Source organism: Conexibacter sp. CPCC 205762, assembly GCF_030646155.1.
Taxonomy (GTDB): Bacteria; Actinomycetota; Thermoleophilia; order Solirubrobacterales; family Solirubrobacteraceae; genus Conexibacter.
This window is the reverse complement of the sequence record NZ_JAUTDN010000001.1, coordinates 401916-428032: the sequence shown is the minus strand read 5'-3', so window position 1 is coordinate 428032 and position 26117 is coordinate 401916. Positions and strand designations below refer to the sequence as shown.

General features: G+C 73.0%; 28 protein-coding genes and 1 tRNA gene. 6 read left to right on the top strand and 23 right to left on the bottom strand.

Features of this window, described 5'->3' with window-relative positions; all coding sequences use genetic code 11:
* Positions 1 to 4: 4 nt before the first annotated feature.
* A complete protein-coding gene (gene rimP, locus Q7L73_RS02005; RefSeq protein ID WP_304693541.1) occupies positions 5 to 424 on the bottom strand; it encodes a ribosome maturation factor RimP in 420 nt (139 codons plus the stop codon).
* A 164-nt stretch (positions 425 to 588) separates the two neighbouring features.
* On the opposite strand from rimP, the gene Q7L73_RS02000 reads away from it, so the two are divergent.
* Both Q7L73_RS02000 and Q7L73_RS01995 read left to right on the top strand, forming a co-directional pair.
* Positions 589 to 972, top strand: coding sequence for a hypothetical protein (locus Q7L73_RS02000; protein WP_304693543.1), 384 nt, complete (start codon positions 589 to 591; stop codon positions 970 to 972).
* A gap of 6 nt (positions 973 to 978) precedes the next feature.
* The gene (locus Q7L73_RS01995; protein ID WP_304693545.1) at positions 979 to 1728 is read left to right on the top strand and encodes an AAA family ATPase; all 750 of its coding nucleotides are present in this window, start codon (positions 979 to 981) and stop codon (positions 1726 to 1728) included.
* Between the two features lie 12 nt (positions 1729 to 1740).
* Here the strand turns inward: Q7L73_RS01995 and Q7L73_RS01990 are convergent, their stop codons facing one another.
* From Q7L73_RS01990 to rnz, 17 genes are all read right to left on the bottom strand, one after another.
* Positions 1741 to 2109, bottom strand: coding sequence for a tetratricopeptide repeat protein (locus Q7L73_RS01990; RefSeq protein ID WP_304693547.1), 369 nt, complete (start codon positions 2107 to 2109; stop codon positions 1741 to 1743).
* A 42-nt stretch (positions 2110 to 2151) separates the two neighbouring features.
* Positions 2152 to 4515: a transglutaminase family protein gene (locus Q7L73_RS01985; protein WP_304715475.1), complete on the bottom strand. Its 2364-nt coding sequence runs from the start codon at positions 4513 to 4515 to the stop codon at positions 2152 to 2154.
* On the bottom strand, positions 4512 to 5660 hold the full coding sequence (locus Q7L73_RS01980; protein ID WP_304688755.1) for a DUF58 domain-containing protein: 1149 nt from the start codon (positions 5658 to 5660) through the stop codon (positions 4512 to 4514). The genes Q7L73_RS01985 and Q7L73_RS01980 overlap by 4 nt, the downstream gene beginning before the upstream one ends.
* 57 nt (positions 5661 to 5717) lie before the next feature.
* Positions 5718 to 6686, bottom strand: coding sequence for a MoxR family ATPase (locus Q7L73_RS01975; RefSeq protein WP_304688753.1), 969 nt, complete (start codon positions 6684 to 6686; stop codon positions 5718 to 5720).
* Positions 6640 to 7995: a phosphopantothenate--cysteine ligase family flavoprotein gene (locus tag Q7L73_RS01970; RefSeq protein WP_304688750.1), complete on the bottom strand. Its 1356-nt coding sequence runs from the start codon at positions 7993 to 7995 to the stop codon at positions 6640 to 6642. Before Q7L73_RS01970 ends, Q7L73_RS01975 begins: the two co-directional genes overlap by 47 nt.
* 25 nt (positions 7996 to 8020) lie before the next feature.
* Positions 8021 to 8278 (bottom strand): DNA-directed RNA polymerase subunit omega, encoded by a 258-nt coding sequence (rpoZ, locus tag Q7L73_RS01965; protein ID WP_304688748.1) that lies wholly within the window; start codon positions 8276 to 8278, stop codon positions 8021 to 8023.
* Between the two features lie 5 nt (positions 8279 to 8283).
* Positions 8284 to 8718 carry a helix-turn-helix domain-containing protein gene (locus tag Q7L73_RS01960; RefSeq protein ID WP_304688746.1) on the bottom strand — a complete coding sequence of 145 codons (435 nt, stop codon included), beginning with the start codon at positions 8716 to 8718 and terminating at the stop codon, positions 8284 to 8286.
* A gap of 30 nt (positions 8719 to 8748) precedes the next feature.
* A complete protein-coding gene (gmk, locus tag Q7L73_RS01955) occupies positions 8749 to 9306 on the bottom strand; it encodes a guanylate kinase (protein WP_304688745.1) in 558 nt (185 codons plus the stop codon).
* Positions 9306 to 9647, bottom strand: coding sequence for an integration host factor, actinobacterial type (mihF, locus tag Q7L73_RS01950; protein ID WP_304688743.1), 342 nt, complete (start codon positions 9645 to 9647; stop codon positions 9306 to 9308). Before mihF ends, gmk begins: the two co-directional genes overlap by 1 nt.
* Before the next feature lie 333 nt (positions 9648 to 9980).
* Positions 9981 to 13097: a carbamoyl-phosphate synthase large subunit gene (gene carB, locus Q7L73_RS01945; protein WP_304688740.1), complete on the bottom strand. Its 3117-nt coding sequence runs from the start codon at positions 13095 to 13097 to the stop codon at positions 9981 to 9983.
* A complete protein-coding gene (gene carA / locus Q7L73_RS01940; protein WP_304688737.1) occupies positions 13097 to 14248 on the bottom strand; it encodes a glutamine-hydrolyzing carbamoyl-phosphate synthase small subunit in 1152 nt (383 codons plus the stop codon). The genes carB and carA overlap by 1 nt, the downstream gene beginning before the upstream one ends.
* Entirely contained in the window at positions 14245 to 15600 is a 1356-nt protein-coding gene (locus Q7L73_RS01935) for a dihydroorotase (protein ID WP_304688735.1), read from the bottom strand. The genes carA and Q7L73_RS01935 overlap by 4 nt, the downstream gene beginning before the upstream one ends.
* A complete protein-coding gene (locus tag Q7L73_RS01930; RefSeq protein ID WP_304688734.1) occupies positions 15597 to 16535 on the bottom strand; it encodes an aspartate carbamoyltransferase catalytic subunit in 939 nt (312 codons plus the stop codon). The genes Q7L73_RS01935 and Q7L73_RS01930 overlap by 4 nt, the downstream gene beginning before the upstream one ends.
* Positions 16532 to 17086 carry a bifunctional pyr operon transcriptional regulator/uracil phosphoribosyltransferase PyrR gene (pyrR, locus tag Q7L73_RS01925; RefSeq protein ID WP_304688732.1) on the bottom strand — a complete coding sequence of 185 codons (555 nt, stop codon included), beginning with the start codon at positions 17084 to 17086 and terminating at the stop codon, positions 16532 to 16534. The genes Q7L73_RS01930 and pyrR overlap by 4 nt, the downstream gene beginning before the upstream one ends.
* A gap of 103 nt (positions 17087 to 17189) precedes the next feature.
* Positions 17190 to 18278 carry a hypothetical protein gene (locus Q7L73_RS01920; protein ID WP_304688730.1) on the bottom strand — a complete coding sequence of 363 codons (1089 nt, stop codon included), beginning with the start codon at positions 18276 to 18278 and terminating at the stop codon, positions 17190 to 17192.
* An 85-nt stretch (positions 18279 to 18363) separates the two neighbouring features.
* Positions 18364 to 18747 carry a PASTA domain-containing protein gene (locus tag Q7L73_RS01915; RefSeq protein WP_304688728.1) on the bottom strand — a complete coding sequence of 128 codons (384 nt, stop codon included), beginning with the start codon at positions 18745 to 18747 and terminating at the stop codon, positions 18364 to 18366.
* Positions 18744 to 19709 carry a ribonuclease Z gene (rnz, locus tag Q7L73_RS01910; protein WP_304688726.1) on the bottom strand — a complete coding sequence of 322 codons (966 nt, stop codon included), beginning with the start codon at positions 19707 to 19709 and terminating at the stop codon, positions 18744 to 18746. The genes Q7L73_RS01915 and rnz overlap by 4 nt, the downstream gene beginning before the upstream one ends.
* A gap of 63 nt (positions 19710 to 19772) precedes the next feature.
* Between rnz and Q7L73_RS01905 the strand changes: the two genes are divergently transcribed.
* On the top strand, positions 19773 to 20612 hold the full coding sequence (locus tag Q7L73_RS01905; protein WP_304688724.1) for a hypothetical protein: 840 nt from the start codon (positions 19773 to 19775) through the stop codon (positions 20610 to 20612).
* A 3-nt stretch (positions 20613 to 20615) separates the two neighbouring features.
* Here the strand turns inward: Q7L73_RS01905 and Q7L73_RS01900 are convergent, their stop codons facing one another.
* Entirely contained in the window at positions 20616 to 21134 is a 519-nt protein-coding gene (locus tag Q7L73_RS01900) for a metallophosphoesterase family protein (RefSeq protein WP_304688722.1), read from the bottom strand.
* 104 nt (positions 21135 to 21238) lie between these two features.
* Between Q7L73_RS01900 and Q7L73_RS01895 the strand changes: the two genes are divergently transcribed.
* A complete protein-coding gene (locus Q7L73_RS01895) occupies positions 21239 to 22105 on the top strand; it encodes a hypothetical protein (RefSeq protein WP_304688720.1) in 867 nt (288 codons plus the stop codon).
* 15 nt (positions 22106 to 22120) lie between these two features.
* On the opposite strand, the gene Q7L73_RS01890 is transcribed toward Q7L73_RS01895, so the two are convergent.
* Positions 22121 to 23323, bottom strand: a complete 1203-nt coding sequence (locus Q7L73_RS01890) for a carboxypeptidase-like regulatory domain-containing protein (RefSeq protein WP_304688718.1) — start codon at positions 23321 to 23323, stop codon at positions 22121 to 22123.
* 141 nt (positions 23324 to 23464) lie between these two features.
* On the opposite strand from Q7L73_RS01890, the gene Q7L73_RS01885 reads away from it, so the two are divergent.
* Positions 23465 to 23537, top strand: a tRNA-Arg gene (locus Q7L73_RS01885).
* Positions 23538 to 23577: 40 nt separating this feature from the next.
* Here Q7L73_RS01885 and Q7L73_RS01880 read toward each other — a convergent pair.
* Positions 23578 to 23820, bottom strand: a complete 243-nt coding sequence (locus Q7L73_RS01880; protein WP_304688716.1) for a helix-turn-helix domain-containing protein — start codon at positions 23818 to 23820, stop codon at positions 23578 to 23580.
* Positions 23821 to 23989: 169 nt separating this feature from the next.
* On the opposite strand from Q7L73_RS01880, the gene Q7L73_RS01875 reads away from it, so the two are divergent.
* On the top strand, positions 23990 to 24211 hold the full coding sequence (locus Q7L73_RS01875; protein WP_304688714.1) for a hypothetical protein: 222 nt from the start codon (positions 23990 to 23992) through the stop codon (positions 24209 to 24211).
* Positions 24212 to 24267: 56 nt separating this feature from the next.
* On the opposite strand, the gene Q7L73_RS01870 is transcribed toward Q7L73_RS01875, so the two are convergent.
* Positions 24268 to 24684: a hypothetical protein gene (locus tag Q7L73_RS01870; protein ID WP_304688712.1), complete on the bottom strand. Its 417-nt coding sequence runs from the start codon at positions 24682 to 24684 to the stop codon at positions 24268 to 24270.
* Positions 24685 to 24838: 154 nt separating this feature from the next.
* Positions 24839 to 26110 carry a hypothetical protein gene (locus Q7L73_RS01865; protein WP_304688710.1) on the bottom strand — a complete coding sequence of 424 codons (1272 nt, stop codon included), beginning with the start codon at positions 26108 to 26110 and terminating at the stop codon, positions 24839 to 24841.
* Between the last annotated feature and the right edge of the window lie 7 nt (positions 26111 to 26117).

Sequence of the window (26117 nt, the reverse complement as noted above, 5' to 3'; positions counted from 1 at the left end):
CTGCTTACTCTCCTGGGACGAGGTTGGACCGTTTGATGTCGGTGTAGGGAATCGAGACGACGCCGGTCTCGGCGGCGATCGTGACCTCGGAGTCGTTGGCGCCGACGAGCTCGCCGGTGAACGACCCCTGGCCGCCATGCGCGCCGCGCGTGCGAACGCGGGCGTGCCGGCCGATGAAGCGCCGGTAGTGGGCGGGCTTCGTCAGCGGGCGATCGCTGCCCGGCGAGGAGACCTCGAGCGCGTAGCGCTGGCGCACGCTCTCGAGCTGCTTGGTGACGCGCTCGCAGAGGTCGAGCGTGACGCCGTCCGGGTGGTCGATGAACAGGCGCACGGTCGTACCGCCGAGCACCTCGGCGAGCACCACCTCGACGTCGGGCTCAGCCTGCTTCAGCTGCGTCTCGATCTCGTCTTGGATTCTGCCCATCCGGTGTTCACCTCCGTTCGTCTCATAAAAAAAAGTGGGCGAGCGCCCACTTTCGGAACTGCTGTGCCAGGAACGAGCCCGGCACGGAAAGCTGTCGGATGAGGTTAGCACCGACGCGCGTTTGGAGGTGCGAATCCGCTGCAATCCCTATCGTTCGCGCCGCAATGACAAGAGATCCGCGCAGCACCGTCGAGGCGTTCATCGCCGGCCTGGAGGGCGAGACCCGCAGACTGGCCTTCGCCGAATGGGGCATCACGGTCGAGGCAGGCGGCTGGCCGCTCGACGTCGGCGTCGCGATTCGCGACGGCCTCTTCCGCGCTCAGGCGCACGTGATCGGCCCCGGCCAGGTCGACCCCCACGACCTGCTCCGCTGGAACCGCCAGATCCCGTTCCTCTGCTTCGCCCACACACGCGACGGCGAGGTCTGGATCCAGGGCGAGCTGCCGCTGTCGGCGATCGACCAGCCGCAGCTCGACGCCTTCCTCGGCCTGCTCGTGCTGAGCGTCGTGCAGGCGCGTGAGGCGGCCGGGCGCGCCGGCGAGGAGTAGCGCGACGTGGCCGCGCCGTTCCTGCGCGCGGTCGAGCTGCCGGCCGTCCGCCACTCGCAGGAGCAGAGCCGCGCCGGCCGTCACCCGTGGACGCTGCCGTTCGTCCCGCAGCTGGCGGACGGGCTCGCCTTCGACGCGCCGGTCACCTTGCTCGTGGGCGAGAACGGCAGCGGCAAGTCGACGCTGATCGAGGCGCTCGCGGTCGCGCTCGGGATGAACGCCGAGGGCGGCTCCTCGCACCTGCGCTTCTCGACCCACTGGGAGGAGCCGGAGCTCGGCCGCGAGCTGCGGGTCGTGCGCGAGGGCGCGCGCCCGCAGAGCGACTTCTTCCTGCGCGCGGAGAGCTTCTTCAACGCCGCCACCGCGCTCGACGGGCTCGCCAGAGAGGACGGACGCACGCTCGACTTCTACGGCGGCAGATCGCTTCACGAGCGCTCCCACGGCGAGTCGTTCCTGGCGCTGATCCTCAACCGCTTCGGCCCCCACGGGCTCTACCTGCTCGACGAGCCGGAGGCGGCGCTGTCGCCGCAGAACGTGCTCGTGCTGCTGCGGCGGATGCACCAGCTCGTCGGCGACGGCAGCCAGTTCGTCGTCGCGACCCACTCGCCGCTGCTGCTCGCCTATCCGGGCGCGACGATCTACGAGCTGAACGAGGCCGGGATCGAGCAGATCGGCTTCGACGCCGCCGAGCCGGTGCGGCTCACGCGCGCCTTCCTGAACGCGCCCGAGCGCTTCCTCGGCGAGCTGCTCGACTGAGCCTGCGAGCGCTCAGCGCTCGCAGGCGGCGCGGGCGCGATCGCGGTATCTGCGGTAGTCGCGGCGGTCGGGGCGCAGGCCGGCGGCCTGCGCCAGCGGCGGCAGCGAGTCGCGATGGCGACCCAGCTGCTGCAGGCTGCGGCCGAGGCAGAAGAGCGCGTAGTCGTTCGTCGGCGCCTGTTCGACGACGGCGCGGAACTCGCCGGCCGCCTCCTCGTAGTGCTGCGTCATGAACAGCGCGCGGCCGAGCGCCTCGCGGATCGAGCTCTTGTCGGGGTCGGCGTCGCGTGCGGCACGCAGCGGCACGGTCGCCTGGTGGTAGTCGCCCTTCTCCAGCAGCTCGGTGCCGTTCTGGAAGAGCTGGTAGGTGTCGACCGTCATCCCTCCAGGATAGGCGCAGGCCAGACGGAGTCCGCGCGGCGCTCAGCGCACGCGCCGCGGCGGCAGCGCGTGGAGCGCGCGCAGGCGGCCGCCGAGGCCGAGGTTGCGGGCCAGCTCGGCCCGCAGCGCGCGCCGCTGGCCGCCGGTCACGTGCGGCGGCTCGCCGGCGTAGCGGGCGAGCCGGATCGCGCGCACGTAGGCGGCCGCGTCGGGCGCGTCGTGCAGCCTCCGCTCCAGCTCCAGCAGCGTCGTGCGCGCCTCCGGCGGCCTGCCGGTGCGGCGCAGCGCCCGCCGCAGCTCGCCCAGCAGCGCGTCGCCGTCCTGCCGCGGCCGCGTCCACCAGCGCAGCCAGCCGGCGCCGGCGACGAGCGCCAGCAGACCGGCGACCAGCGCGCCCAGCGGCAGCCCGCCGCCGCCGTCGCCGTCACCGCCGCTCGCGCCGCCGGCGGGCTGGGCGGCCGGCGTCGTTCTCGGCGTCGTGGCGGCCGGCGGCGTCGGCATTCTCGCTCTCGCGGCCGGTGCGGTCGCGGCGGCCGGCAGTCTCGTCGGCGGCGGCGCTCTGCCGGAGATCGCCGGCGCGGTCGTCGGCGTCGGGTCGGCCTGGACCCAGCCGATGCCGGGGAACCAGACCTCGATCCAGGCGTGCGCGTCGTAGTCGCGCACGACGTACTCGCCCTCGGCGCCGTCCGGCTTGCCTCTCGTGAAGCCGGTCGCGACGCGCGTCGGCACGCCGCCGAGCCGCAGCAGCAGCGCGGCGGCGCCGGCGAACTGCTGGCAGTAGCCGATTCTGTCGCGGAACAGGAAGGCGTCGAGCGGCAGCTGGCGGCGCGGCGGCGTCTCGCTGTACGTGAAGCCGTTGCGGAGGTACGCGAGCACTTCCTGGACGTACTCGTACGGCGTGCTGGAGGCGCCGACGAGCTGGCTCGCGAGCGCGTACTCACGTGCGTACGGGCTGGCGGCGAACGCCTGCTCCGCCGCGATCGCGGTCGGCGCGCCGTCGCCGACGCTGCCGTAGAGCGGCACCGGCACGCTGCCGGGGCCGGGCTGCCAGCGCCGCGGCCCGTCCTGCTGCGGCAGCGAGACGATCGTGTAGCGCTGCAGCTCGGCCGGGTAGTCGGTGCCGGCGTTCGCCCGCTGCGCCTGGCTCGGGCGCGGCACGAACGTCTCGGCGACGTAGCCGTCGCCCTGCCGCAATGCCTCGTCGGAGACCCAGGTGCCGGGGCTCGCCCCGGGCGCGAAGCTGGCCGGCGCGCGTCTGAAGCCGAGCGTCGTGCCGGCGCCGATGACGTCGAACGTGCTCAGCTCGCCGATCGTCACCTGCACGTTCACGTGCCAGTCAGCGTTGGCGAGCGCCCGCGGCGGCACCTCGGCGTTGGCCTGCAGCTGCTCGGGCGGCGCCTGGCGCATCCAGCGGATGCCGTCGAAGCCGTCGAGGTTCTGCGTCTTCCAGTAGGTCGAGACCGGCGACTTGACGCGCAGCACCTCGCGGCCGGTGCGGGGCCAGTCGAGCGGCCCGTACGACTGCGACCAGTCGAACTGCGCCGGGTCGGTTCTCTGCAGGCCCTCGACGAGCGCCTGCAGGTCGAACAGCGGCTTGTCGCGGTCCAGCAGCGGCGTCGCGACGGCACCGGTGACGGCGGTCAGCACGACCAGCACCATCGCGGCGCGGGCACGCGCGCGCGGCAGCTCCTCCAGCCACAGCACGGCCGACAGCAGCACCAGCAGCACGAGCCCTTCCAGCGCCGGCGCGTCCGGCTTCATGATCGCCGGCGGCACGAGCGCGGCGACGACCAGCGGGATCGCGGCGACCAGCCGCAGCCCGACGCCGCCGCCGAACGGCGCCCCGTCGCGCAGCGGCGTGCCGTGGCGGCCGGGCGTCAGCCCGAGCACGCAGCCGAGCACCAGCAGCAGCCCGCCGCCGAGCAGGATCGCGATCCGCGGCCAGTCGTCGGGCTGGCTGTAGGGCACGAGCAGCTGCGGCAGCGCCTCGATCCCCTGCTGGAGGCCGAGCGCGAGGTCGTCCCAGTGGGTCGGCTCGAAGATGAACGCCGCCGGCACGCCGGCCGCCAGCGCGCTCGCCGCTGCCCATGCGACGACGACCGCGAACGCCCCCGGCGCCTGCGCGAACGGCGGCAGCCGCGACAGCTGCCCGACCGTCAGGCCGGCGATCAGCGCGAGGATCAGCAGCATCAGCGTCCGCGGCCACGCCATCGGCTCGACCAGCGTCGACCAGCGGATCGCCGCCCACAGGCCGAGCGCGGCGAAGGCGACGACGCGCGCCGTCGGGCGCGGCAGCAGCGGGCGCGAGGACGGGCCGGAGCGCGGCAGCGGCGGCGGCGCGGCGGGTGCGGGCGCGGGCGGCGGCGTGCTCGGCGGCACGGGCGGCGGCGTGGCGGTCGCGCTCATCGCGCGCCTCCCGCGGACGGGCCGTTCGCCTTCACGCGCGCGTCGGCGGCGCTGCCGGGGCGGCGGCCGGAGGCCTGCGCGTAGCCGTGGCAGCCGGCGACGGCGAACAGCGACTCGCGCCCCTGCAGCCTGCCGGGCACGACCAGCGACGCCGGGCCGCGCGCTATCGCCTGCGCCGCCGGCGGCAGGCGGTCGAGGCGGCGGGCGCTGACGTACAGCAGCGGCCCGCGCCGCAGGCCGACGCCGCCGAGCGCCGGGCCCGGCGTGCTCTCGCCCGCCTCGACCAGCGCCAGCCGCACGTGCGCGGCCGGCCAAGCGCCCAGCTCGGCGCCGATCGTGCTCGGCCGCCGCTCGCCCGGCAAGAGCAGCCCGCAGCCGCCCTCGCGCGCGAGCGCCAGCGTCAGCGACGCGGCCGCGCGCACGGCCGCGTCGAGCGCGTCGCGGTTGGGCGCGCCGCGCACGTCGAGCACGACCAGCGGGCGGACGTTCTCGGTCACGCGCAGCCGCCGCTCCATCAGCTCCTGCCGGGCGGCCAGCGCCGGCCAGTGGATCCGCCCGGCAGGCGTCCCCTCGCGGTAGCGGCGGATCCCGTCGACGTCGGTCGCGGCGGCGCCCAGCAGCGTCGCGGCGCCGGCCGCTCTGCCGTCGCCCTCGCGCCGCCGCGCGAAGGCGATCGCGCTCGTGCGCGGGAGCACCAGCAGCTCGTCGTCCTCGCCGCGCTCGCGGACCGCGCGGCGGACCAGCTCGAACGGGTCGCGCAGCACCAGCGCCGGCGGCGCTATCCGGTGCCGGCCGCGGCGCGGGAAGCGCGCGACGACGGTGAAGGCGCGCGAGCGGCCGCCGGCCGGCAGCCGCAGCGGCAGCTCCAGCAGCGGGTCCTCGATCGTCACCGCCGGAAGCGGCAGCGGCAGCGCCCCGGCGCTGACGCGCAGGCGCAGCTCGACCGGCTCCTGCTCGACGACGCGGACCGCCGGCAGCTCACGCGTCACGCGCACACGCCGCGCTGCCAGCTCGACCCACAGCGGCGTCAGCAGCGCCAGCGCGCCGAAGCCGACGCCGGGCACGTACAGCGGCGCGAGGTCGAACGTGCCGGCGATCGTCGTGAGCGCGAGGCCGAGCAGCAGCAGCCAGAACGCGCGGCTCATCGCGTCCGCCCGCCCGCGGGACGTACGCCGGCCGCTGCGGTCCGCGCGGCCATCGTCCTACAGCGCCGGGACCGCAGCTATCGCGTCGGCGACGACGGCGTCGGCGCCGATCCCGAGCGCGTCGGGGGCGAGCACGAGGCGATGGGCGAGCACCGGCTGCGCGAGCGCCTGGACGTCGTCGGGCTCGACGTGGCCGCGGCCGTAGAGCATCGCGCGCGCCTTCGCGGCGCGCAGCAGCATCAGCCCGGCGCGCGGGCTCGCGCCCAGCTCGATCCGCTCGTCGTCGCGCGTCCGCTGCAGCACGCGCACGAGGTACTCGCGCAGCGGCTGCGACGCCTGCACGCGCGCGGCGGTGTCCTGCGCGGCGAGCACGTCGGCGGCGCTGACGACCGGCTGCAGCGCCTGCACGCGGTCGCCGGCGGAGTGGTCGCCGAGCATCGTGACCTCGTGGTTGAGGTCCGGGTAGCCGAGCGAGACGCGCACCATGAAGCGGTCGACCTGCGCCTCCGGCAGCGGGTAGGTGCCCTCGTACTCGGCCGGGTTCTGCGTCGCCAGCACGACGAACGGCCGCGCCAGCTCGTGCGTGTGGACGTCGACGGTGACGCGCCGCTCCTGCATGCACTCCAGCAGGCCCGACTGCGTGTGCGGCGAGGCGCGGTTGATCTCGTCGACGAGCACGACGTTGGCGAAGACCGGCCCGGGGCGGAACTCGAACCGCGCCTCGCGCTGGTTGTAGATGTTGGCGCCGACGACGTCGGCCGGCAGCAGGTCGGCGGTGCACTGGATCCGCGCGAACTGGCAGTCGAGCGAGCGCGACAGCGCGCGGGCGAGCGCGGTCTTGCCGACGCCCGGGTAGTCCTCCATCAGCACGTGGCCCTCGGCGAGCAGGGCGACGATCACGTGCTCCAGCGTGCGCGACTGCACCTGCACCGCGGAGCGGATGTTCTCGACGATGCGGCGGGCGGTGCCCGCCGCGGCCTCACACTCGTGCGGGGCGATCGGGGGAAGCTGGTCCACTGGCTCCATCTGCGCTCACGGCCGTGCGCAGACGCACGACCTCGTCGAGGATCGCGGCGGCGATCTCGCCCTTGGGCGCGCGCGCCAGCGGCCGCTCGCCGTCCGGGGCGACGATCGTCACCTCGTTGTCGGGTGTGTCGAAGCCGATGCCCGGCCGCGAGACGTCGTTGACGACGATCGCGTCGAGGCCCTTGCGCGCGAGCTTGCCGCGGGCGTAGTCGAGCGCGCCCTCGCCGTGCTCGGCGGCGAAGCCGACGACCGTCTGGCCCGGCACGCGCGCGGCGGCGAGGCCGGAGAGGATGTCGGGCGTGCGCTCCAGCGCGATCGAGTCGGGGGCGCCGGCGTCCTTCTTGATCTTCGCGTCGACCGGGTCGGCCGGCCTGAAGTCGGCGACCGCCGCCGCCATCAGCAGCACGTCGCAGCGCGGGAACTGCTCGCGGCAGGCGTCGGCGAGCTGGCCGGCGGTCTCGACGTCGAGGTAGTCGATCGCGGGCAGCCGCGGCAGCGTCACGTTGGCGGCCAGCACGGTCACCTCGGCGCCGCGGCGGGCGGCGACCTCGGCGAGCGCGAAGCCCATCCGGCCGGAGGAGCGGTTGCCGACGTAGCGGACGCTGTCGATCGGCTCGCGCGTGCCGCCGGCGGTGACGAGCACGCGCAAACCCACGAGGTCGCGCTGCCCTCTCGCTGGCTGCGCGGGTCTACGCCGCAGGCCGGCGAGGTCCTGCGGCGGCGCGGGCAGGTCGCGCGCGGCGAGCGTCTCCTCGCAGGCGGCGAGCAGCTCAGCCGGCTCGGCGAGGCGGCCGGCGCCGTGCTCGCCTTTGGAGGCGAGCGGGCCGACGCCGGGATCGATCACGCGCACGCCGCGCTCGCGCAGCGTCGCGACGTTGGCCTGCGTCGCCGCGTGCTCCCACATCGCGTCGTTCATCGCCGGGGCGACGAGGACGGGGCAGCGCGCGGCGAGCGCGGCGCTGGTGAGAAGGTTGTCGGCGAAGCCGTGCGCGAGCTTGGCGAGCGTGTTCGCCGACGCGGGCGCGATCAGGTACAGGTCGGCGTTCGCGACGAGCGCGAGGTGGCTGATCGGCTCGTGCTCGGGCGCGGGGTCGCCGGGGAAGGCGCCGCGCGCGGGGTCGGGCTCGAACTCGCTGCCCAGGACCGGCGCGCCGGTGATCGCCGCGAACGAGGCGGCGCCGACGAACCGTTCGCTCGTCGGCGTCTGCACCACGCGCACGCTGTGGCCGGCCTTCGTCGCCAGCCGGATCGTGTCAAGCGCCTTCCAGGCGGCGATCCCGCCGCTGACGCCGAGCAGGATCCGCGCCACGTCGGGTTCCCTCCCCTACCGCGGCCTAGCGGTAGTGGTACTTGATCTTGCCGTCGGCGACTTCCTCGAGCGCGATCGTGAGGTAGTTCTTCGACCGCGTCTCGACCATCGGGGGCGGGAACTCGTCGAACGTCCCCTCGCCGAGGTTGTGGTAGTACGAGTTGATCTGACGCGCTCGCTTGGCGGCGACCACCACGCTGGCGTAGTCGGAATCGACGTGCTGGAGCAGGCGATCGATGCGGGGAGAGATCAAGACGTGGCCTTTCGAGAGGTCATTGGCCATGAATTCTAGCTGCTACCTGCGGAAAGCCAGTCGAGGATCGCCTGGCGCGTGAATCGCCACTGCTCGCCGATGCGGCGACCGGGCAGCTCGCCGTCGCTCGCGAGCCGCTCGACGACCTCCTCCCCGACCTGCAGCAGCTCGGCCGCGTCGGCGACGGTGAGGACCTCGCGCACGTCCGCGCGGAAGTCATGGTGGCCGAGCGTGAGCGTCCCGCCCGCGGGCGGCTGCGGGCGCGTGCCGCCGCCGCCGTCGAGCGCCCGCAGCGCCTCCATGCTGGCCGGAGAGGTCGGGTCGACGTAGCGTGAGACGAGCGAGCTGACGATGTCCTGCTTGGACAGCCTCAGCTCGAAGGCGGCGCGGTCGAGCCGCTGCGCCTCGCTGGTGGGGATGCGGACGAACAGCGCCTCGCGTCCGGCGCTGCGTGATCTCGTGGACGGCATGGCTAGCAGGATAGCCTGCTAGCGGGATAGCTAAACCAGCTCGCGCGCGACGATCGCCTGCAGCTCGGCGACGGCGTCGACGAGGCGGTCGTTGACGACCTGGTACTGGAACTCGTCGCGCGCGGTCAGCTCCTGCTCGGCGACCTCGAGCCGGCGCTCGACGTCCTCCGCGGAGTCGGTCCCGCGGCCGACGAGCCGCTCGCGCAGCGCCTCCTTGGAGGGCGGCACGATGAACACCTGGACCGCGTCGGGCAGCGTCTCGCGCACCTGGCGCGCGCCCTGCACCTCGATCTCGAGCACGACCGGGACGCCGGCCGCGGTGCGCCGCTCCAGCTCCGAGCGGAGCGTGCCGTAGCGGCGGCCGGAGTAGTCGGCGTGCTCGACGAAGTCACCGTGCGCGACGCGCTCGGCGAACTGATCGTCGGTCAGGAAGTGGTAGTGGACGCCGTCCTCCTCGCCGGGGCGCGGCTTGCGCGTCGTGGCGGAGACGGACAGCTCCAAGGCGGGCACGCTGTCGAGCAGGTTGCGGATCAGCGTGCCCTTGCCGACCCCGGAGGGGCCGGTGATCACGAATACCCGGGCAGCCACTAGCGGCGGAGCAGCGCAACCAGCTCGGCGCGCTGACGCTGTGACAGGCCGCCGATCGTCTTGCTCGGCGAGATGCGGCACTGCGTGAGGACCTTGTTGGCCTTCACGCGGCCGTACTTGGGGACGGCGAGCAGGAGGTCGAAGACCTTCGCCGTCTCGATGTAGGTCGGCGGCTCCATCAGCAGCTCATGGATCGCCGCGCGCCCGGCTTTGAGGTCCCGCTTCAGCTGTGCCCGCTTCGTGCGGATCTCGTTGGCGCGAGTAAGCGCGTCCATGCGCTGGTCGAGAGACCGGTCCGGGGCTGTCGCGTGCTTGGGGGCGGTGGGGGTGACCGGCGGCATGGCGGCGAGTCTACATCTTGCGAGGGGGTGCACAAGCGGCAAGGGACGAATTCGTCTCGACCTCAGCTTGAGGTTCAGCGCTGTCGAGGAGTCAGTATCAGATGGCATTGGTTTGCAGGAGTTTTCCCGAGCGGTCGAAGGTCATGTATGCGTGCGTGCGTCTGAGCTTGCGCGCTCCGGACGCAGCCGTCGTGAGGGTCTGCAAGGCCTCTCCCACCGGGTGCGGGGCACGCCCCCGCGATCGGCGAGGAGGGTCCCCCATTCAGTCGCGTCGGCGCTCCTCCAAGAGGCGGCGCCGACGCGTGCTGATGGATAGGCGGCTAGCCGCGAGCCTCAGGCGGAGGCCGGCGCCGCCGGCGCGACCCGCTGAAGCTGCTGCAGCGAGATCACCGACGGCTCCGTGCGGCTGCCTGCGGCGATCGCCTGGGCGGCCGCCATCGCGCCCGTCATCGTCGTGATGCAGGGGACGCCGTGGGCGACCGCGGCGGAGCGGATCTCCCAGCCGTCGGCGCGCGCGCCCGTCCCCAGCGGCGTGTTGACGACCAGCTGGACCTCGCCCCGCTCGATCAGCTCTCTGACGTTCGGCGAGCCCTCGCCGATCTTCTTCAGCGCCTGCACCGGGATGCCCATCCGCTTGATCGCGTTGGCGGTGCCGTCGGTCGCGAGGATGCGGAAGCCGAGCCCGTGGAGCGCCATCGCGACGCCGGCCGCGGCCGGCTTGTCGCCGTCGGTGACCGAGATGAAGACGGTCCCCTCCGCCGGCAGCACCGAGCCGGCGGCCGCCTGCGCCTTCGCGAACGCGGTCGGGAAGTCCTGGGCGATGCCCATCACCTCGCCGGTCGAGCGCATCTCCGGGCCCAGCAGCGAGTCGGCGCCGGCGAAGCGGTCGAACGGCATCACCGCCTCCTTGACGCAGACGACGTCGCCGACCGGGTCCTCCGGCAGGTCGAGGTCGGCGATCTTCTCGCCGAGCATGATGCGGCAGGCGAGCTTCGCCAGCGGCAGGCCGATCGCCTTCGAGACGAACGGGACGGTGCGCGAGGCGCGCGGGTTGGCCTCGATCACGTACAGCGTGCCGTCCTTGCCGACGGCGTACTGGATGTTGATCAGGCCGACGACGCCGAGCGCCTTCGCGATCCCCGCGGTGTGACCGGCGATCTGCGCCAGCGCCTCGGCGCCGAGCGAGTGCGGCGGCAGCACGCAGGCGGAGTCGCCGGAGTGGATCCCGGCTTCCTCGACGTGCTGCATGATCCCGCCGATCCAGACGTCCTGGCCGTCGCAGAGCGCGTCGACGTCGACCTCGATCGAGTCCTCGAGGAAGCGGTCGAGGAAGATCTCCTTGCCGGAGCCGTGCGCGGCGCCGACGCGGTCGAGGTAGTCCTGCAGGCCCTCGATCGAGTAGACGATCTCCATCGCGCGGCCGCCGAGCACGTAGCTCGGCCGCACCAGCAGCGGGAAGCCGACGCCGGGCGCGTTCGCGATCGCCTCCTCGGGCGAGTGCGCGGTCGCGTACGGCGGCGCCTTGTAGCCGAGTCTGTCGAGCAGCCTGCCGAAGCGGCCGCGGTCCTCGGCGTGGTCGATCGCGTCGATCGAGGTGCCGAGGATCTTGACGCCCGCGGCCTCCAGGCCGGCCGCCAGTCGCAGCGGCGTCTGGCCGCCGAACTGGACGATCACGCCCTCCGGTCGCTCGATCTCGCAGACGCCGAGCACGTCCTCCAGCGTCAGCGGCTCGAAGTAGAGCCGGTCGGAGGTGTCGTAGTCGGTCGAGACCGTCTCGGGGTTGCAGTTGACCATCACGGCGTCCTTGCCGGACTCGCGCACGGTCATCGCCGCGTGGACGCAGCAGTAGTCGAACTCGATCCCCTGGCCGATCCGGTTGGGGCCGGCGCCGAGGATCACGACGCTCGGCTTCTCCCCCCGCTCGACCTCGGAGGCGCTCACGCCGCTGCGGCGCGGCCGCTCGCGCGAGGAGTAGTAGTACGGCGTGCGGGCGGCGAACTCGGCGGCGCAGGTGTCGACCGACTTGAAGATCCGCTCCCCCTGCTCGACGGCCTCCGGATCGAGCGCCAGCTCCTGCAGCTCGCGCAGGAACCACGGGTCGATGCTCGTGCGCGCGTTCAGCGTCTCGACGTCGACGCCGCGGCGGAACGCCTCCAGCACGAGGTCGAAGCGGTCCGGGCCGCCGTTCTCCAGCGCCGTCAGCAGCTCCTCCAGGTCCGCCGGCGGGACGCCCGGCGAGTCCAGCTCGCGCGAGCGCAGCGCCTTCGCGAACGCCTGCTTGAAGGTGCGGCCGATCGCCATCGCCTCGCCGACCGACTTCATGTGCGTCGTCAGGCCGGCGTCGGAGCCGGGGAACTTCTCGAACGCGAAGCGCGGCCACTTGACGACCGTGTAGTCGATCGTCGGCTCGAACGAGGCCGGCGTCGCGCGCGTGATGTCGTTGTCGATCTCCTGCAGCGTGTAGCCGACCGCGAGGCGGGCGGCGATCTTCGCGATCGGGAAGCCGGTCGCCTTCGAGGCCAGCGCCGAGGAGCGCGAGACGCGCGGGTTCATCTCGATGACGATGATCTCGTCGGTCTTCGGGTTGACGGCGAACTGGACGTTGGAGCCGCCGGTCTCGACGCCGACGGCACGGATCACGGCGATCGCCTGGTCGCGCAGCGCCTGGTACTGCTTGTCGGTCAGCGTCTGCTGCGGCGCGACGCAGACCGAGTCGCCGGTGTGGACGCCCATCGGGTCGAGGTTCTCGATCGAGCAGATGATCACGACGTTGTCGGCGTGGTCGCGCATCACCTCCAGCTCGAACTCGCCCCAGCCGAGGACCGACTCGTCGATCAGGATCTGGTCGATCGGGGAGGCGTCGATGCCGCGCTGGCAGATCGCGACGAACTCCTCCTCGGTGCGGGCGATGCCGCCGCCGCGGCCGCCGAGCGTGAAGGCCGGGCGGATGATCATCGGCAGGCCGATGTCCGTCAGCGCGCCGCGCGCCTCGTCGAGCGTGTGCGCGATCGTCGAGCGCGGGACGCGCAGTCTCGCCTGCTCCATCGTCTCGCGGAAGCGGTCGCGGTCCTCGGCGCGGTCGATCGCGTCGTAGTCGGCCCCGATCAGCTCGACGCCATATCTGTCGAGCGTGCCGTCCTCGAACAGCGCCTTCGCGAGGTTGAGCGCGGTCTGCCCGCCGAGCGTCGGCAGCAGCGCGTCCGGGCGCTCGCGCTCGATCACCTGCGCGACCGGGCCGGGCAGCAGCGGCTCGACGTAGGTCGCGGTCGCGATCTCCGGGTCGGTCATGATCGTCGCCGGGTTGGAGTTGACGAGCACGACCTCGTACCCCTCCTCCATCAGGACCTTGCAGGCCTGCGTGCCGGAGTAGTCGAACTCGGCCGCCTGTCCGATCACGATCGGCCCCGAGCCGATGATGAGGATCTTCTTGATGTCGGTGCGCTTGGGCATCAGGCAGCCACGATTTCCTTGATGAAGCGGTCGAACAGGTAGAGCGAGTCGTGCGGGCCGGGGCCCGCCTCGGGGTGGTACTGGACGGTCGCGCCCTGCACGTCGCGCAGCGTCAGCCCCTCGACGGTGCGGTCGTAGAGGTTGACGTGCGTCAGCTCGGCGGCGCCGAAGTCGGTCTCCCAGCGGACCGGCTCGTCGGCGTCGACCGTCTTCGCGCCGCCCGGGCCGAGCACCGCGAAGCCGTGGTTCTGCGACGTGATCTCGACGCGGCCGGTCTCGAGGTCCTTGACCGGGTGGTTGGAGCCGCGGTGGCCGAACGGCAGCTTGTACGTCTCCAGCCCGACCGCGCGGCACAGCAGCTGGTGGCCGAGGCAGATGCCGTAGACCGGCTTCTTGCCGACGAGCGCTCTCAGCGTCTCGACGACGTAGCCGAGCGCGGCCGGGTCGCCGGGGCCGTTGGCCATGAAGAAGGCATCCGCGTCGCCGGCGAGCAGGTCGGCGGCGCTGGTCGTGCACGGGTGCAGCTCGACGGTCGCGCCGCGCAGCCGCAGGTTTCTGACGATCGACGTCTTCACGCCGGTGTCGATCATCGCGATCGTCGGGCCGTCGGAGCCGGCGACGCCGGGCCCGAGCGGCTCCAGCCGGATCAGCTCCGAGGGCGTCACCTCGCGCGCGAGGTCGCGGCCGTCCATCGACGGCTCGGCGGCGATCAGCGCGCGCGCCTCGTCCTCGGCGATGCGCGCCGGGAAGACGCCGCCGCGCATCGCGCCGGCGTCGCGGATGTGACGGACGAGCGCGCGCGTGTCGAGGTCGGTGATGCCCGGGATGCCGTGCTCGCGCAGCCAGTCGAGCCAGCCGCCGAGGTCGGCGCCGGGCGCGTCGGAGCGGTTCGTCGCGGCGCGCATGATCGCCGCGCGCGCGTGGATCCCGGAGGACTCCATCGCCTCCCCCGAGACGCCGTAATTGCCGACGTGGGCGGTCGTGAACGTGATCAGCTGGCCGGCGAACGAGGGGTCGGTCATCGCCTCCTGGTAACCGGTCATGCCGGTCGTGAAGACGACCTCGCCGACGGCGTGCGCGTCGGCGCCGCAGGCGATCCCGTCGAAGCGCTCACCGTCCTCCAGCAGGACGTAGGCGGTCGCGTCGTTCATGCGGTCACTCCAGAGGCGGTCGTGTTCGGTGCGGGGGCGCGGTGGGCGACGGTGCCGGCGGCGACGGTCAGTCGCACGACGCCGTCGAAGCGGCGGCCGAAGAAGCAGGAGTTGGCCGAGCGGCTGACGTAGCCGTGCTCGCCGACGACCCAGCTGGCGCCGAGGTCGACGAGCGCGAGGTTGGCCGGCAGTCCGACCTCGATCTTCGGCGTGCAGAGGTCGAACAGCGCGGCGCCGCTGGTCAGCTTCTCGACCAGCAGGCTCAGGGGGATGATCCCCGGCTTGACCAGCTCGCTGTAGATCGAGGCGAACGAGGTCTCCAGTCCGGTGACGCCGTTGGGCGCCTCCTCGAACGGGACCTCCTTCTCGTGCTTGGCGTGCGGCGCGTGGTCGGTCGCGATGCAGTCGATCGTGCCGTCCTTGAGGCCGGCGATCAGCGCCTGGCGGTCGGACTCCGCGCGCAGCGGCGGGTTCATCTTGTAGCGCGTGTCGAGCGACAGGACGGCCTCGTCGGTCAGCGTCAGGTGGTGCGGCGAGGCCTCGCCGGTCACCTGCGCGCCTCTCCCCTTCCAGTACGCGAGCGCCTCGACCGACTCGGCGGCCGAGATGTGCTGGAAGTGCATCCGGCCCTGCTCGTAGAGCGCCAGCGCCGCGTCGCGCGCGACGATCGTCGACTCGCCGACCGAGGGGTAGCCGGCCAGCCCGAGGCGGGCCGAGACGGCGCCCTCGTGCATCACGCAGCCGTTGGACAGCGACGGGTCCTCCTCGTGCAGGCCGAGCACGCCGCCCGCCAGCCGCTGGTACTGCAGCGCCTTGCGCAGCATCCCGGCCGAGACGACCGGCCGGCCGTCGTCGGTGAAGCCGAGCGCGCCGGCGTCGCGCAGCTCCGCCATCTCGGTCAGCTCGTCGCCGCCGAGTCTGCGCGTGATCGCGGCGAGGAAGCCGACGGGGATCCGCGCCTGCTGCTCGGCGGCGTCGCGCAGCGAGCGCAGGATCGGCGCGTCGTCTATGACCGGCGCGGTGTTCGGCATCGCGACGACGGCGGTGAAGCCGCCGGCGGCCGCGGCGGCCGTGCCGGTCGCGAGGTCCTCCTTGTGCTCCTGGCCGGGCGTGCGGAAGTGGACGTGCGGGTCGACGAAGCCCGGGAAGAGGTGGAGGCCCTCGGCCTCGACCGTCTCCGCGCCCTCGGGTGCGACGAGCGTCCCTGGCGCGCCGATCTCGGCGATCTCGCCGTCGCGCACGAGCACGTCGCCGGGGCCGTCGAGGCCGGCGCGCGGGTCGAGCAGGTGCGCGCCGCGGATCAGCAGGTCGGCCGGGCGGCCGCCCGCGAAGAACAGACCCTTGACGCTCATGCGGCGACCTCCATCCGGGTGGGCAGGACTCTCGCCGCGCCGGCGCCTGCCAACAGCTCGTACAGCACCGCCATCCGCACGACGACGCCGGCCTCGACCTGCTGGCCGATCAGCGCCTGCGGCGAGTCGATCGCGTCGCCCGACAGCTCGACGCCGCGGTTGACCGGGCCGGGATGCATCAGCAGCTGCTCGGGCCGCAGTCTGTCGAGCCCGATCTGGTAGCGCATCGCGTACTCGCGCAGCGACGGCACGTACGCCTCGCTCATGCGCTCGTGCTGCATCCGCAGGACGTAGACGACGTCGGCCTCCGGCAGCCGCTCGAGCGTCGGCTCGACATCGCAGCCGAGCGCCTCGATCCCGCGCGGGATCAGCGTCGGCGGGCCGCTCAGCGTGACGTTCGCGCCCATCCGCGTGAAGGCGAGGATGTCGGAGCGGGCGACGCGCGAGTGCAGCACGTCGCCGACGATCCAGATCTTGACGCCGTCGAGCGAGCCGAGCCGCTGGCGCAGCGTGAAGACGTCGAGCAGCGCCTGCGTCGGGTGCTCGTGCTTGCCGTCGCCGGCGTTGACGACGGCGGCGTCGCTCCAGCCGGCGACCAGCTTGGCGGCGCCGGCGTGCGGCGAGCGGATCACGATCGCGGCCGGGTCGTAGGCGGTCAGCGTCGCGATCGTGTCCTTCAGCGACTCGCCCTTGGCGACCGCGGAGGTCGCGGCGCGGATCGAGACGAGGTCGGCCGACAGCCGCTTGGCGGCCAGCTCGAACGAGCTGCTGGTGCGGGTCGACGCCTCGTAGAAGAGGTTGACGACGGTGCGGCCGCGCAGCGCCGGCACCTTCTTGATCTCGCGTCCGGCGACCTCGGCGAAGGAGGCCGCGCGGTCGAGCACGCGCTCGATCCCCTCGCGGTCGAGATCGTCGATCGACAGCAGATGTCTCATGCGGGGACCTCCGCGCTTCGCGTGTCCGTGATGGTGACCTCGTCGACGCCGTCGATCTCCTCGACGCGGACGTTGACGCGCTCCTCGCGCGCGGTCGGAAGGTTCTTGCCGACGTAGTCGGGGCGGATCGGCAGCTCGCGGTGGCCGCGGTCGGCCAGCACGGCGAGCTGGACGCGGTCGGGGCGGCCGTAGTCGAAGACGCAGTCGATCGCGGCGCGCACGGTGCGGCCGGTGTAGAGCACGTCGTCGACGATCACGGTCGTCAGGCCGTCGAGCCGGAAGTCGATGTGCGATGCCTGCACGACCGGCGCGCTGGCGCGGGTCGCGACGTCGTCGCGGTAGAAGGCGATGTCGATGTCGCCCAGCGGCGGGGCCGCGTCGAGCAGCTCGGAGACGAGCGCGTGGAGCCGCCTGGCGAGGATCGCGCCGCGCCGGTGGATGCCGACGATCGCCAGCTGCTGCGCGGGGTTCTTCTCGACGATCTCATGCGCGATGCGCACGAGCGTACGCCGCATGTCGTCGCGGTCGAGGACGACCTTCGGTTCGCTCACTTGGTGCCTTCCTGGCCTCACGGGACCGGGTTAAAGGGACGCCGACCACCCTAGCAACGGGGCTGGACGCGGCGGCGCCCGCCTCCCCCGGCCGAGCCGCGAGCTATCTGCAGTAGATCGTCACGCGATCGCTGGCCCGTCGCAGCGTCCGCTGCTGGGCGGCGAGCTTGCGCTTCAGCTTGCGTCTGGCGGAACGCGTCGAGACGCGCCGCAGCTGCCGTCTGCTCTTGGCGATCGCGCGCGACCAGCGCACCTGCCCGGCGCGCGCCGTTCTGCAGCGCTTGGAGGCCTTCGGCTTCGGCTTCGGCTTGGGCGCCGGCACGGCGGCGGGCGGCGCGGGCGGCGGCGCCGGCGGGGCGAGCGCGATCGCGGTGCCGGGGTCGAGCTGGACGCGGTACGCGGCGCCCTGGCAGCCGGTCACCTCGATCAGATAGCGGGCGAAGCCGGGCGCGGTGCGGACGAGGTGCGAGACGGTGTTGGGATAGGCGGAGAGGCCGTCGATCGAGCTGCTGCTGCCGTCGGCGTAGAGGCGCGCGTCGACGTCGTCGGAGCAGCCGCCGCCGACGCCCGTCAGCGTCAGGTCGTAGGCGTACGGGCCGGCGCTGTAGAACCAGAACCAGTCGACGTCGTTCTGCGTGTCGATCGTGCCGGCGTACGGCGTCCCCCCGGAGAGCGGCCCGTACGCCTGGCCCGCGCTCTCGTTCGGCTCAGGGGCGGGCAGCGGCGCGGGCAGCCCCGGTCCGCTGACGACCGCGGTCGCGGGGTCGAGCCGGAAGCGGTAGCTGCCGCCGGTGCAGTCGGCGTCGAGCTGGAGCAGGTAGCGGGTCAGCGCGGCCGGCGTCGTGTATCTGATGTGGCTGGTCTCGTTGCGGGCGGCGACGGTGCTGGCGATCGAGCCGCCGTCGCTGGTGCGCAGCGTCAGGCGACTGGCGTCGTAGTAGTTGCACGGCGACTCGCCGGGGGTCGTCAGCGAGATGTCGAGCTGCGTCTGCGGCTGGACGTAGACGAAGTACCAGTCGGAGTCGTTGGCGGTCGTGATCCCACCCGCGTATGTGACGCCGCCGCCGAGCGGCCCCTCGACCTGCGTGATGCCGTCGTTGGGCTCGGTGTCCGCTGATGCCGTCGGCGCGGCTCCGGCCGCCGCCGTCAAGGCGACCGCCGCCGTCGCCAGCCACTTCGCCGCTCCTCGCACGCCCGCTCCCCTGCCGTCGCCTCCCCGGTCTCCGACCGGCCCGTGAGACGCTACGGTACCGAAAACCGGTGCGAACCGGGTGCGGTCAGCGGCGGTCGAGCTCGATGTGCACGGTCGAGCCGCGCTCGAGCGAGATGCCGCCGACGGGATCCTGCTTCACGACCTCCCAGTTGGAGTCGACGATCGTGCCGAAGATCCCGCCGCCCTCCTCCTTGACCTTGAAGCCGGCGCGCTCCAGCCGGTCGTGCGCGTCGTCGAGCCGCTCGCCGACGACGTCGGGCACCTCCGTCTTCGTGATCACGGTCTCGTCGCCGCTCGGTGCCGGCGCTCTCGCCAGCACGGTGACGGTGCGCGCTCTCGGCGGGTCGGACGCCTGCCCGACGCCGAGCGCGACGACGAACAGGACGCCGATCAGGAAGCCGGCGGCGACGCCGATCGCGACGCCGGTCCAGCTCGCCGGCCGTCTCATCTCAGCACCGCCTCGGGCTGCTCGGTCTGCGCCCGCACGGGATCCCAGCGCACCAGCTCGGGCGCGCCGCGCTCGGGGAACGGCACCTCGATCGCGTCGAAGTCGCGCGGGACGACGGTGTCGGCGAAGACCGCCGTCGCCTCCTCGCGGATCTCGCGGCCGCCGTAGCGGGTCGAGAGGTGGACGAGCGCGAGCAGCCGCACCTCGGCCTCGACGGCCGCCTTCGCCGCCTGCGCCGCGGTCGAGTGCTGCGTCTCCTTCGCGCGCGCGGCCTCGTTCTGCGCGAAGGTCGCCTCGTGGACGAGCACGTCGGCGCCGTGGGCGATCGCGATCAGCTCCTCGCACGGGCCGGTGTCGCCGGAGATGACCAGCTTGCGGCCGAGGCGGCTCTCGCCGATCACCTGCTCCGGTCTGACGCCGTTGATCGTCTCGCCGCGCTGCAGGCGGCCGAAGTCGGGGCCGGGCGTGACGCCCAGTCTCTGTGCCAGCTCCGCGTCGAATCTGCCGAGCCGGTCGTCCTCGGTGATCGCGTAGCCGTAGGCCGGGCCGCGGTGGTTGACCGGGAACGGCTCGATCACGTACTCGTCGCGCTCGACCATCGCGTCGGGTGCCAGCTCCTCGATCCGGATCTCGTAGCCGCAGCCGCCCCAGACGTGCCGCATCGACTGCATCAGCGCCTTCAGCCCCGGCGGGCCGTGCAGCGTCAGCGGCTTCTCGCGCGCACGCAGGTCGAAGGTCTTCAGCATCCCCGGCAGGCCGAGCCAGTGGTCGGCGTGGAAGTGGCTGATGAAGACGTCGCTGATGTCGGGCAGGCCGGCGGAGCGCAGCAGCTGCCGCTGCGTGCCCTCGCCGCAGTCGAACAGGATCCGGTCGGCGCCGCGGCGCAGGAGGATCGCGGGCAGCCCGCGACGGGCGGTCGGCACCGATCCGGCGGTACCGGCGAAGAAGATCGAGAGGTCCATTCTTGCCTGTGAATCTAGATGGTGCAGGCGCTCGAAGGCGGCGACGGCCGGTACGCTCGCGCGATGCGAAGAGGGATGATCGCCGCCGCCGTGTGCGGCGCACTGCTCGCGCTCGCGCCCGCGGCGCAGGCCGACGAGGTGCCGAGCTGCAACGCCGAGGACGAGCTGGTCGACCTGACGCCGCCGCGCTGGGCGAACGCCGGCAAGCAGTTCGCGGTGCCGGTCGACGTGACGCGCGCCGACCACGTGCGCGAGTTCACGATGACCGTCGACGGCCAGCCGGCCGGCGTCACGCTCGGCCCTGACGGCGACGGCACGCTCTACCTCGACACGCCCTCGCGCAGCGGCCGCTTCGAGCTGACCGCCAGCTGGCAGCAGACCGGCGTCGCCGCCGGCGACCTCCCGCTCTGCAGACAGGAGTTCGTCTACGACGTCTACGCGGTCGCCCCGAACGCCAGGATCGGCCGCGAGGAGCCGCGCATCGACGGCCGCTGGAACGTGGTCTTCCGGCCGACCGGCCGCACCCCCGGCGGCGCCTCCAGAACCCGCTGGCGCTTCACGCCCGACTGCGCCGTCGGCGCGTGCGCGCTGCGCGCCGTCCTCGACGGCTCGGTCCGCTACCGCCTCGTCCCGGACGCGCGGATGCGGTACAGCATCCCGCGGTCGCGGCTGGACGCGTCCTGGGCCAGATGCGGACCGGTGCGTCATGGCGCCGACAGCGTCCTGCAGTACGGCTTCGAGGTCGTCGGCAGCCAGCTGGTCGACGGCGTCGTCGGCGAGCGCGCGACGCGGATCTCCGGTCGCGCGACGATCACGTACACGCCGACGCCCGCCGGCCGCCGCGCCGGCTGCCGCACGGTCGTCTACCCCTTCGTGATGAGCGGCGTCCGCGTCGGCGGCTGACGCTCAGCCGACCGTCACCAGCTCGAAGCCGATCCGCCCGGCGGCGATCCGCGCCACGCCCATCGTGTGGCGCGGCGCCCGCCGCCGCTCGGTCGGGCTGCCCGGGTTGAACAGCTGGAAGCCGTCGTCGTCGGAGACCTCGTGGAGCGGGATGTGGGAGTGGCCGAAGACGACCGCGTCGGCGTGCGGGAAGCGCCGCCGCATCCGCGCCATCCGCCCGACTCTCGGCCCCGCGTCGTGCACGATCGCGAGCCGCACCGGGGCCGCCCCGGCGCCCGCGCCCGCCGCGCGCAGCTCCAGCTCGAGCACGGCCGGCAGCTCCGCTCGCAGCGCCGGCTCGTCGACGTTGCCATGGACGGCGGCGACTTCGCCGTAACTGCGCAGCTGCTCCAGCACCGGCGCGCGGACGAAGTCGCCGGCGTGGACGATCAGGTCGGCCGCGCGCAGCTCCGCGACGCATGCCGCCGGCAGCGTCCGCTCGACCTTCGGCATGTGCGTGTCGGAGACGATCGCGAGCCGCATCGCGGGGCCCACTCTACGAATCGCGCCGGTCGCGCTTGCGGTCGGCGGCGCGGGCGCGTACCGTGCGCGCGCGAAATGACGAGGACGAGACCTGGGATGGTGCGGTGCGGAAGCTGACGATCGCGGCGCTGGCGCTGGCCGGCGCGCTGGTGACGGCTGCGCCGGCGACGGCCGCGGAGCCGGCGAGATGCGCGCCGCGCGACGGCATGCTGCGCTTCTACCTGCCGTCCTACGCGCACGCGGGCGGCAGCTTCGACGTCGTCTACGACGTGCTCGACGGTGAGCGGGTCCGCGACCTGTCGTTGACGATCGACGGCGTCGAGTCCTCCGTCGCGGCGAGCGACGACGGCAGATACAGGCTGACCGTCAGCGCCCCGGCGCGCACCGGCCGCTTCGCGATCTCCGCCGCCTGGCAGCAGACCGCGAAGGCGGCCGGCGGCCCGTCGCTCTGCCGCGCGCGCGTCACCGGCACGATCTACGCGGTGCCGAGATCGCAGAAGCTCGGCATCTCCCCCGCCGCGCGCGTCGACGGCCGCTGGAAGCTGCGCTTCACGCCCGGCAGAGGCACGCCCGGCGCTCCCTTCGACGTCGTCTGGACGTCGCGCGCCGTCTGCGACCTCGGTGCCTGCGCGGTGACGATGCGCTCACCGAGCGGCAGCAGAATCCGCTTCGCCCCCGACGCCAGGCTGACCTACCGCGCGCGGCCGCAGCAGCAGGTCTCGTGCGTGCGCGTGACCAGACGCGGCGGCAAGACGACGCGCAAGGTCGTCGCCAAGCACGGCTACACGGTCGAGTCGTTCGAGCAGTTCAGCGTCGTGCGCACGCGCAGATCGGGCGGGCTCGTGCGCGAGCGCGCGACGCAGATCAAGGGCAGACTGATCAACGACTACCGCCCGACGGCGGCCGGCCGCAGAGCCGGCTGCACGCCGAGCCAGTACAGCTACACGTTCAGCGGCAGACGGCTGTCGTGAGCGCCGCGCCCTGCGTCACCGCTTCAGCGGCAGTCTGCTGATGCCGAAGGTGCAGAGCCCCTCCACGTATCTGGCGGTGACGACGCCGCTGCCGTTCGCGCGCAGCGTGCCGCTGACGCTGTTGCCGCTGCTGACCGACTGGATCGGGCTGTGGAACTGGATGTCGTTGGCGCCGACGACGACATTGGTCCCCTGCGCCTGCGGGTCGAGGAAGATGCCCTTCATCAATACCTTGCCGGGGCCGACCCAGTTGCCGCCGGCGCCCGTGCAGATCGGCGCGGACGCCCACGTGACCGACACCCCCGACGACGGCCGCCAGGCGATCTCGAAGTAGTTGAGGCAGTCGGCGTTGCCGCCTCTCCAGACGCCGCCGGTCACCGCCGAGGTCTGGGCGGCGGGCTTCAGGCCGCAGGCGGTGAAGGCGGCCGCGCCGCTTCTGGCGCGGCGCACGTCGACCCGTCTGGCGCCGCCTCTGACCTGCAGGAGGTCGTCGGCGGCCGTGACCGTGTAGATGCCCTTGTCGACGCCGAACGAGAACTGCCCGCGTCTGTCGGTCGCGGTCTCATACGTGCGCCGCGGCGAGCCGCCGACCGCGCGCACGGTCGCCCCCTCGACCGGGAGTCTGCGGCAGGAGCGGCCGGAGGCGGCGCAGAGCAGCTCGACCTCGCCCTCGACGACCCGCTCGGCCGGGGTCGCGAACAGGTATCTGAAGACCGGTCTGTCGTTGATCCCCTTGCCGTCGAAGTGGTCGCCGCCGGGCGCGATGTCGTTGGCCGCCTCGCCGCAGGTCGAGACCTGCACGCCGACTCTTCTCGGCCGGCCGATCGCGGCCAGCGGGATCGTCACGACGACCTGTCTGCCGGTGGCCGAGGTCGTCGAGCGCCCGACCGTTCTCGGCGTGTTCGAGTAGGTCATGAGCGCCTCGCCGCGGGCGACGTACTCCGGCTCGCTGCCGTTGCCGCCGCGCGTGTCGACGCTGACCGTCAGCGACGCGCCCGGGTTGACCTTCCCGCGGACCGTGACCGTCACCTGCAGCGTGCCGCCGGCCGTCTCGGCCTCCAGCTCGCGCACGTCGCAGGCCGCGTACGCCTTCGCGTCGTAGATCGTCCCGTCCGAGCGCTCGTCGCTGACCTTCGCCGCCGTCGCCCCCGAGGCGAGGACGGCGACCATCGCCGCCGCCGCACCCGTCGCGAGCGCAAGCTGCTGCCGCTTCTTCATCCGGCCCACCATTCCGCGGATCTGCAAGGAGCTGGCGAGGCTAGTAGCGCCGTCGCGCCACCAATACTGGGCCCCCGCCCAGAGTTTGGGCGCCGCGAGTCGGCAGGCGACGGCGCCCCACGATAAGCTGCTCGATGCGTTGCGCCCGTAGCTCAGTGGATAGAGCGCTTGCCTCCGGAGCAAGAGGTCGCTGGTTCGAATCCAGCCGGGCGCGCTCCTCGTGAAGGCCCGCCCTGTGCGGGCCTTCCGCGTTCTCAGTCCTCGAGCCGCTGCTCGTAGGTCGCGATCAGCTCGCTGAGCGGGATCCCGAGGGCGCGCGAGAGGCGCACGAGTGCGACGAAGGTGGGGTTGCCACGTCCGCCTTCGAGCGTCGTCATGTAGTTGCGGCCGAGGTCCGCGGCCTCGGCGACCTCCTCCTGCTTCAGCGTCTTGCGGGCGCGCAGCTCGCGCACGGCGATCGCCAGCGCCCGGCGTTCCTGGTGAAGCGAGTCGGCCACACTTGAACCCTCCACCGATCGCTAGTGGGATTCCACCAGCTATAGCGTGGAAAATTCACGCTATAGAGGGAGATTCCCCGCTGAGAGGTGTACTGGCCCCGGTTTGGCGCGAGCGGGATCTGACCGACCGCCTTTTCGACGTGGGTGGCGCGTGGCAGACTGAACGGGCATGGATGCTCACGCCGACGACCCGCTCGCCCGCCTCGCCGCGGAGCTCGAGCGCCTCAGCAGTGTCAACCTCGCGCTCGGCGAGGCCGCCGAGCAGCTGATCGTCCACGCGCGCGAAGAGCGGATCGCGCTGCGCGAGGCCGCCCGTGAGGCGAAGGCCGCCGCGCGCGCCGCCGCCGCCGCCAGCGCGCAGACGCACGCGCTCGCCGACGAGCAGCGCTGAGGAGCCGCGGCCGCGCCACGGCGCTCGCCGCGTCCCAGCCGAGCCCCGCGCCCGCGCTACTCCAGCACGCGGAACATCGCCGAGGCCTTCACGCGGCAGTCGTGGCGGCAGGCGAGCGCGACGTAGCGACCCGGTCTGACGCGCCGCTCGATCGCGATCGGCGCGACGAACTCGCCCTGCGCGTCCGTCGTCGCGCTGCCGATCCTGACCGCCTCGCTCGTCGGCGGACCGGCCAGCAGCATCACGCGCACGCCCGCTCTGAAGCCGCTCCCGAAGAGGACGACTCTGCCGCCGCGTCTGGCCGCGTGCGGTCTGACCGTCAGCGCCGGCGCCGGCTTCGCCGCAGCCCGCTCCGTCGCGAGCCGCGCCGCCTCCGCCGTCGCCCCCGCGTCCCGCTCGGCCGCCGGCGCGACCGCGACGAGACCGGACACCGCCGCGACCACGGCACCTGCTGCGACCATCGTCTTCCGCATCCGCTGCTCCCCGGTTCGGCAGCGTCCTGCTGCCGCACGATCGTAGGCGCGCGGCTCGCATCCCGCGAGCCGCCTCGCCTCCACCATCGCACGAGGACCGCCGCGCCAAACGCGCGACGGTCCTCGGCGCCCCTGCCGCGAAGGGTCGGCCGCCTCAGCGGCGCGCCTTCGCCTTCGCCTTCGCCTTCGCTGCCTTCTTGACCGACACCGTCGCCTTCGCGCTGAAGGACTTGGTGCCGAACTTCGTCGTCGCGACGACGGTGACCTTGCCGCCCCGTCTCTTGAGCTGCTTCGTCGCCGCCTTCGTCAGCTTCAGCTTCAGGGCCTTCGACTTGCCCTGGCCGATCCGCGTCGAGGCCGTCTTCGACGACTTGCCCGCGACCGCCGCCCGCAGCGTCGTCGCGCAGACCGCCGGTGCGCCGGACGGGCAGGCGAGCCGCACCGAGGCGATCGTCTTCTGCTTGTTGACGACGACCCGCTTGATGACCGCCTTGTCTCTGGTGGTCGCGGCCCGTCTGATGCTGAGGCCGGTGCCGCCCGTGCCGCCGGCGCCGGTGCCCGTGCCGCCGCCCTGGCCGCCCTGACCGCCCTGTCCACCCTGACCGCCGGCGCCCGGGGTCGCGTTGTTCAGGATCTGGGTCGTTCTCTCGATCGTCGTTCTCGTCTCTCTCGAGACGCCAGGCGTGTTGCCGATCAGGTCGAGGATCGTGCTGATCTGGGTCGACAGCAGCGGATCGAGCGCGCCGGTGGCGCCTCTGAGCAGATCGATCACCTGGTTGATCAGGTCTCTCAGCGGCTGCGGCAGCCCGGCTGTGCCGGCGACCTGCTGCAGCAGCGGGATCAGCGGCTGGAGCAGGTCGGCGGTCGGCGTGCCGCCAGCTCTCTCGAGCCCGACGAGCGCTCTGTTGAGCCCGTCGATGACGCTCGGCAGCAGGTCGAGGCTGCCGAGCGGCAGACCCGTGTTGCTGGACGAGAGCAGGTTGGCGAGCTGGTTGAGCAGGTCTGCCGCAGGCTGCGGAAGACCTCTCGCAGCCGCCAGCTGCCGCAGCAGATTGGCGACCGGCGCCAGCAGGCTGCCGTCGAGCGGCGTGCTGCCGGCGCCGTTCAGCAGGCCCGTGACCTGGGTGATCAGCGCTCTCGTGTCGAGCGGGAGCCCCTGCGCCCCGCCCAACTGCGTCAGCAGATCGGTCAGCGGTCTGAGCGTGTCTCCGGTCGGGTTGGTCCCGCCAAGAGCGGTCAGCTGCTGGATCAGCGCCGTGAGCTGGCTCTGCTGACTGCTTCCGAGCAGGTTGCCCAGCAGATCTCCGACATTGCCGAGCAGGTCGTCGAGCAGCCCGCGCGTCTGGTACTGCGCAGGTGACGGCGCCTGGGCTGCCGCGATCGCCGGTGGGGCGAGCGCCGACGTGGCAAGCACGGCGATGGACACGCCCGCG